Below are 6,675 nucleotides of genomic sequence, written 5' to 3' on the forward strand. Positions count from 1 at the left end.
ATCACGTCACATACCGCCCTCTCACGTCTGGAGGCTGCCGGCGAGGACGGGATGAACACAGGTGATCTGGCAGCAAGCGGGCTTTTCGAGACGACTGCTCGCCTGCCGCAGGTACTGGCGACGGGGCAGGCAGGGGATGTCTATCTGTGCCATCCGTTCCTGGTGCACGCTGCTCAGCCTCACCGCGGGACGTCCCCGCGGTTCCTGGCGCAGCCACCGCTGTACCCGGCCGAGCCGTATCGGCTCGAACGCACGGATGGCGTCTACTCGCCGGTGGAGCGCGCCATCCGGCGCGGTTTGGGCAAGTGAATCCGCAGGGCGATAGCGAGGCGTGGGGAAGGCTTGCTTCCTGCCGCCCCTCCCCACGCCGATGCCCGAGCAATTTCGGCGTGGCCGGCCGACCGAAAAGCGAGTCGGCTTGCTCAGGGTCCCGTAGCCAGTCGACCGCCAATTGAGCTCCTGAAACTTCTCGTCGGGGAATGCGACTCATTCGACTGTAAGCTTCGGAATGTCGCACGACTATTTGTCGACTTGAGAGATATTCAAGGCAGAGCTAAAATTATGGTACGGCTGATAGGTCGGGATTGGGGGCTCGGGTCTCTATCGGCGAGATGCCTTGTCAAGAACGTCTGGCTCCGCTGGCGCGGAAGGCTGATGGCATTATGAGAATGCATAACCATGGCAGGATCATAAATACTCCCCGTGGCGATGATGCTGCGGCGGTCAGCCAGACGCATCTGGCGGCCTGGCTCCAGACCTATCCGAACAAGTACGCGGGGATCGACGAGGCCTGGATCACAGAGAACGTCGGCTCCGTAGCCACAGCTGAGGGCATTGCTAAATGGCAAGACGTCATCGAGGAGGCCGGGCAGCAGCCGAACCAGGTCTTCTGCCGCGTCGTCCACGCCGACACAGGTATCGTCGGCTTCTTGTGCGGCCGTCGAGCCGAGCTGGTGGCCCTCGGGCCCATGTACCTCCTGGACGACGCCAAAGGCCAGGGCATCGGAAGTCAGCTCATGAGCGAGTTCCTCCCATGGGCAGGAGATACACCGATGCGGCTGTGGGTGACGGACTACAACTTGCGGGCCATCCGCTTCTACGCTCGATATGGCTTCAAGGCCACAGGCGAGCGGGAGCTTTGGAGAGGAAAGTTGCCTAACATCCGCATGGTTCGGAGCCTTTGAAGAGCACGAGGCAAACCGAATACAGGAAAGGCCCTGCGGGTTGGATACCAGTTAGAAATCCGATGCACTACGCAAGCGGAAAGCCGCCGTCGCTGGCCACCCATCTAGTTAGGCAGCATCAAGCGTGCACCCCGAATCGGCACCCCAAGCGGCAAGTCGCCCTACTATTATCGGGACCGCGTCTGCGCACTGCGGGGGGAAATGTGGGCCTAAGTGGAGTCGAACCACTGACCTCTTCCTTATCAGGGAAGCACTCTAACCAGCTGAGCTATAGGCCCTCAATCACCGTGGTTCCGTAGGTTATCAGACCGAGCGAGCGCCCCGGAGCTGACCCGCGGTCACCGGCCGCACGTGCACCGCGCACTCGGCGCAGCCCGCCGGAGTGAGCCCAGCATGGCAGGTGCCCGCCTCCACCGGGCAGTCAGAAGATCGCCCAACCGCGCACTTCCCAGCATCGATTGGCTGGAGATCTTCACCGCGGTGCAGGTGTCCTGCCCTGCTGGAAATATTGCACGCCCAGCAGCCTCCTTGCGGTAACCTCACGCTACAAGGCACTGATCCGGCCATCACCGGGGAGCCTCCGGAAGAAACGGGCTGCCGCCTTCGCGGCGTCCGGAGTAGAACCGGACGGGAGCGGCCCGTCACAGCCGTCCGACGAGAGGTCGTCCGCGTGCGGGCGGCAAGCGGGGTGGTACCGCGGCGCCCGGGGAATGCGGGCTGTCGTCCCCGTGCAAGCTGAGGTGTATCCCGCCGCACGAGGAGTACCACGATGGCTGACAAGCCCGACACAGCCGCCTACCCAACCATCCCAGCCCAACCGTCCTTCCCGGCGCTCGAGCATGAAGTGCTGGACTTCTGGAAGGCCGACAGCACGTTCACCGCGTCGGTCGAAGAGCGCCCGGCCGGGGACAAGGGCAGCAACGAATACGTCGTTTACGATGGCCCGCCGTTCGCCAACGGGCTGCCGCACTACGGGCACCTGCTGACTGGATATGTCAAAGACGCCGTTCCGCGCTACCAGACGATGCGCGGCAAACGCGTCGAGCGTCAGTTCGGCTGGGACACCCACGGCCTGCCCGCAGAGTTCGAGGCTGAGCGGCAACTCGGGATCGGGCACAAGTCCGAGATCGAGGACATGGGCATCGAGGCCTTCAACGAGGCCTGTCGCGCCTCCGTTCTGCGCTACACGTCAGAGTGGCGCGACTACGTCACCCGGCAGGCGCGCTGGGTGGACTTCGACAACGGCTACATGACCTCGGACCTCTCCTTCATGGAGTCGGTCATCTGGGCGTTCAAGCAGCTTTGGGACAAGGGCCTGATCTACTCCGGATTCCGGGTCCTCTGGTACTGCTGGCGCTGCGAGACGCCACTGTCGAGCACCGAGACCAAGATGGACGATGTCTATCTTGACCGGCAGGACCCGGCGGTCACGGTCGGTCTGCGGCTCTCCGCTGCGGGTGCCGGTGAGCTGAGCAAGGATCCGGAGGTCGGCCCTCGCGGAGACCTCGACGGGGCCCTCGCCCTTGTCTGGACGACCACCCCCTGGACGCTGCCGTCGAACCTGGCGGTCGCAGTGCACCCGGATATCGACTACGTGCTGCTGGAAACCGATGCTGATCACGGCAGTGAGCGGTATGTCATCGCTGAGGCTCGCGTCCCTCACTATGCCCGTGAACTGGGCGAGGAGCCGACGGTACTGCGCCGTCTAAAGGGGGCTGAGCTGCTCGGGCTGTCCTATACCCCGCCGTTCAACTTCTTCGTCGGCCGGGAGAACTCACACCGGGTACTGGCAGCCGATTACGTGACCGTCGAAGACGGCACCGGGATGGTGCACCTCGCGCCGGCGTTCGGTGAGGAGGACAAGGCCGTAACCGACGCTGCCGGGATCGAGGTCGTGGTACCGGTGGATGGGCGCGGCGAGTTCACCGCCGAGGTGCCGCCGTACGCCGGGGTGCAGGTGTTCGACGCGAATCGGGCCATCATCAGGGATTTGCGTGATGGGGCGTCATACGTGTCTGGAGTGCTGCTCCGACACGAGACGTATGACCACCCCTATCCGCACTGCTGGCGCTGCAATAACCCGCTCATCCAGCGTGCCGTCGATTCCTGGTTTGTGCGGGTCACAGCATTCCGAGATCGGATGGTCGAGCTCAACCGGGAGATCAACTGGGTCCCCTCCAACATCGGGGACGGTCAATTCGGCAAGTGGCTGGAGGGCGCCCGCGACTGGAACATCTCTCGCAACCGGTACTGGGGCTCGCCGATCCCAGTGTGGGTCTCCGATGATCCGCGCTACCCGCGGGTCGACGTCTACGGCTCGCTGGACGAACTGGAGCGTGACTTCGGCACACGTCCCACCGATCTGCATCGCCCCTACGTCGACGAACTCACCCGGCCCAACCCTGACGACCCTACTGGGCAGTCGACCATGCGCCGGGTCCCGGAGGTACTGGACTGCTGGTTCGAGTCGGGCTCGATGCCGTTCGCGCAGGTGCACTACCCCTTCGAGAACACCGAGTGGTTCGAACACCACTACCCCGGCGACTTCATCGTCGAGTACAACGGGCAGACCCGCGGCTGGTTCTACACACTGCACGTGCTGGCCACGGCGCTCTTCGACCGACCGTCGTTCTCCTCGGCCCTTGTCCACGGCATCGTGCTCGGCGACGACGGCCAGAAGATGTCGAAGTCTCGGCGCAACTACCCTGATGTCAAAGAGGTCTTCGAACGCGACGGCTCCGACGCGATGCGCTGGTTCCTGTTCGTATCGCCGATCCTGCGCGGCGGGAACCTCGTCGTCACTGAGCAGGGCATCCGGGAAGGCGTACGGCAGGCGATCCTGCCACTGTGGAACACCTGGTACTTCCTGTCGCTCTACGCCGGCACAGCAAGTCGGCGCGGCGTCTGGCGGACCGACAGCAGCCACGTGCTGGACCGGTACATGCTGGCCCGGACAGCCTCACTCGTCGATGACGTCACGGCAGCAATGGACGCACTCGACATCGCCGGGGCGTGCGAGCGGATCCGGGAACACGCCGAGGTGCTGACCAACTGGTACGTCCGGCGCTCCCGGAGGCGGTTCTGGGACGGCGATGCCGATGCCATGGACACCCTCCACACCGTGCTGGAAGTAACCACCCGCATCGCCGCGCCGCTACTGCCGTTCACGACCGAGCGCATCTGGCAGGGACTCACCGGCGGGCGCTCGGTGCACCTGACGGACTGGCCGTCGTCTGGGGACCTGCCGCACGACGCCGAGCTCGTTGCTGCAATGGACCGGGTGCGTCAGGTGGCGTCGGCTGCGCTGTCGCTGCGCAAGGCACGCGGACTTCGAGTCCGACTGCCGCTGGCCAAACTCACCGTGGCGACCGCTGACGCCGCGTCGCTCAAGCCGTTCACCGACATCCTGCGCGACGAGGTGAACGTCAAGGCAATCGAGCTGACCACCGACGTGACCGCGCACGGCAGGTTCGAAATCGCGGTCAATCCGTCGGCCTGCGGCCCACGCCTGGGCCCAGACACCCAAAAGGTGATCCGCGCGGTCAAGGCGGGGGAATATCAGGTCGACACCGACGGTCGGGTGACCGCAGCCGGGATCGAGCTACTGCCCGGTGAGTTCACCGAGCGGCTGGTCGCAACCGATCCAGACGAGACCGCCGCGCTGCCGGGGAACACGGGCCTGGTGGTCTTGGACACTGTGGTGACTCCGGAGCTCACTGCCGAAGGGCTCGCGAAGGACGTGGTCCGACTCGTGCAACAGGCACGCCGCGAGGCCGGCTTGGAGCTGTCGGAGCGGATCAGCCTGACCCTGGGCGCCCCGGATGCCGTGCTCGACGCCGTGCGCCCGCATGAGGCCCTCTTGGTTGGTGAGGTGCTGGCGACATCCGTGGCTTACGCCGAGGTGGCGGATCCAACGCTCGTTGGAACGGTTGCCGATGGTGCGCAGGTAAGCGTGCGGGTGCTCCGAGTTTGATCTTGTCGTAGGGTCGCGCCGCCGGGCTTTTGCTCGGAGCGCGACCCTACGACCACGCTTGGCCTTTCCCATTGAGCCCGGTGCATCGTGAAAGCTGCACGTCAGAAGGTCTGGTGTGCGTAGGCGTCGGGCGGCCCGGGCAGGTCCGGGGCGATAGTCCAGCGACAAGGTCATCCGTCAGCGGGTGACTTCCCGGTTCGTCAGCACGAGCAGGGCCCTGACCAGCGCGGTCGCCCACTTCGGGTCGGTGCGGACCTTGGTGAGGACGCGCCAGTTCTTGAGATGGGCGAAGCCGTGCTCGACCGGGGCCCGCACCGCGGCCAGTGCCTTGTTGGACAGCTTCTGGCCGCGGGTCAGAGGCCGGTTCCGGGCCGCCTTGTAGCCGCAGATCACCGCCGGGTCGGCGTCAGGAGGACCGTCGTCGAGGCCGACGAACCCCAGGTCGGCGATGGCACCGAGCCCGGCGGCCCGCAGGTGGGCGGTGAGCTTGTCGTGGCGGCAGGCGGTGATCTCGGATGTGCGTCCGGGCCGCACCGCGGAGATCCACACCAGTCGGCCCCGGTCGTCGGTGAGCGCGATCACGAGCAGGCCATGGCATTTGTGCTTGCCCGAGTAGTTCGGCCGGTTGTCCGCCCCGGTGCGCCGGCGGGTGCGTATCAGGGAGCCGTCCAGCAGGACCACGCCACCGCCCTTTCGGGCGATCTTCTTCAACGCGCGGTCCAGGCGCGGGGCGCGGACGGCCAGCAGGCCGACGACCTCGCGCACCCACCGGCTCACGGTGGTGCGGTGCACCCCGTTCCCGCCGGCCAGATCGCCGGGCCGCTGGTCACAGCGCAGCACCGCCAGCACGATGCCGGCGATCTTCCCGGCGGGCAGCGTCCGCCACCGGGAGCCGATCTTCTTCAGGTGGCCGCGTATCAGGCCGGCGAGATAGTTCAAGGTCGCGCTCGACAGCGGCAGGCGGGCGGTGTAAACAAGGCCGTCAGGGCCCTCGGCGAGACCGTTGTTTTTCTTCACACCAAACTCAACTGCCGCCGGGGGCCCGCCAGTTACGGTCCGCTCGCGCGGTCACGGCCGTGCGGTGAACCGCCCGTCGCCCCGTTTGTGCAACCAGCCGCGGTCGGCGAGCTTGGTCATCTTCGCCCGCAGCGGCTCCAGCTTGCCGCGCACCGAGGCGTCCAGGCCCATCCGCTCGCCGACCGCCCTGACCTGCACCGGGCCGTCGGCCTCCCGCACGATCGCCAGGATCTTGCGGTAGTCGCCGGGTAGCGCCCCCTCGTCGGCCGCGTCGCTGCGGTGCGGGATGAGCAGCACTGCCCGCCCGGCCACCTTCGCCGATGCCGGAGCGACAGCCTCGGCGTCGGCCTGAACCTGCTCGGCCAGGCGGTTCAACACCCGCTCCGCGATCGCCAGTTCGTCCCGCTCGACCTGGACCTCCTGAAGCTGCTTGGTCAACTCCTCGGCGAGGGCGTCCAGTTCACTCCGGCGAGCGGTGATCCACTGCCGCTCCTGCATCCC

The 6,675-nt window shown here is 66.1% G+C and carries 4 protein-coding genes, 1 tRNA gene and 1 pseudogene; 3 read left to right on the forward strand and 3 right to left on the reverse strand.

Annotation, left to right across the window (positions count from 1 at the left end):
• Positions 1 to 309 (forward strand): annotated as a pseudogene (locus JHN63_RS52895) (phytanoyl-CoA dioxygenase); the annotation flags it as partial.
• A 359-nt stretch (positions 310 to 668) separates the two neighbouring features.
• Positions 669 to 1,184, forward strand: a complete 516-nt coding sequence (locus JHN63_RS22265) for an N-acetyltransferase (protein ID WP_200682877.1) — start codon at positions 669 to 671, stop codon at positions 1,182 to 1,184.
• A 204-nt stretch (positions 1,185 to 1,388) separates the two neighbouring features.
• On the opposite strand, the gene JHN63_RS22270 is transcribed toward JHN63_RS22265, so the two are convergent.
• Positions 1,389 to 1,462, reverse strand: a tRNA-Ile gene (locus JHN63_RS22270).
• 491 nt (positions 1,463 to 1,953) lie between these two features.
• Here JHN63_RS22270 and ileS point away from each other — a divergent pair.
• The gene (gene ileS, locus JHN63_RS22275; protein ID WP_200682878.1) at positions 1,954 to 5,157 is read left to right on the forward strand and encodes an isoleucine--tRNA ligase; all 3,204 of its coding nucleotides are present in this window, start codon (positions 1,954 to 1,956) and stop codon (positions 5,155 to 5,157) included.
• Between the two features lie 177 nt (positions 5,158 to 5,334).
• Here the strand turns inward: ileS and JHN63_RS22280 are convergent, their stop codons facing one another.
• Together JHN63_RS22280 and JHN63_RS22285 are read right to left on the reverse strand one after the other, a co-directional pair.
• Positions 5,335 to 6,174, reverse strand: coding sequence for a transposase family protein (locus JHN63_RS22280; RefSeq protein ID WP_200682882.1), 840 nt, complete (start codon positions 6,172 to 6,174; stop codon positions 5,335 to 5,337).
• A 51-nt stretch (positions 6,175 to 6,225) separates the two neighbouring features.
• Entirely contained in the window at positions 6,226 to 6,672 is a 447-nt protein-coding gene (locus tag JHN63_RS22285; RefSeq protein ID WP_200682892.1) for a hypothetical protein, read from the reverse strand.
• Positions 6,673 to 6,675: the final 3 nt, after the last annotated feature.

The sequence above is a fragment of the Streptomyces sp. MBT65 genome (assembly GCF_016612545.1).
GTDB lineage: Bacteria > Actinomycetota > Actinomycetes > Streptomycetales > Streptomycetaceae > Streptomyces.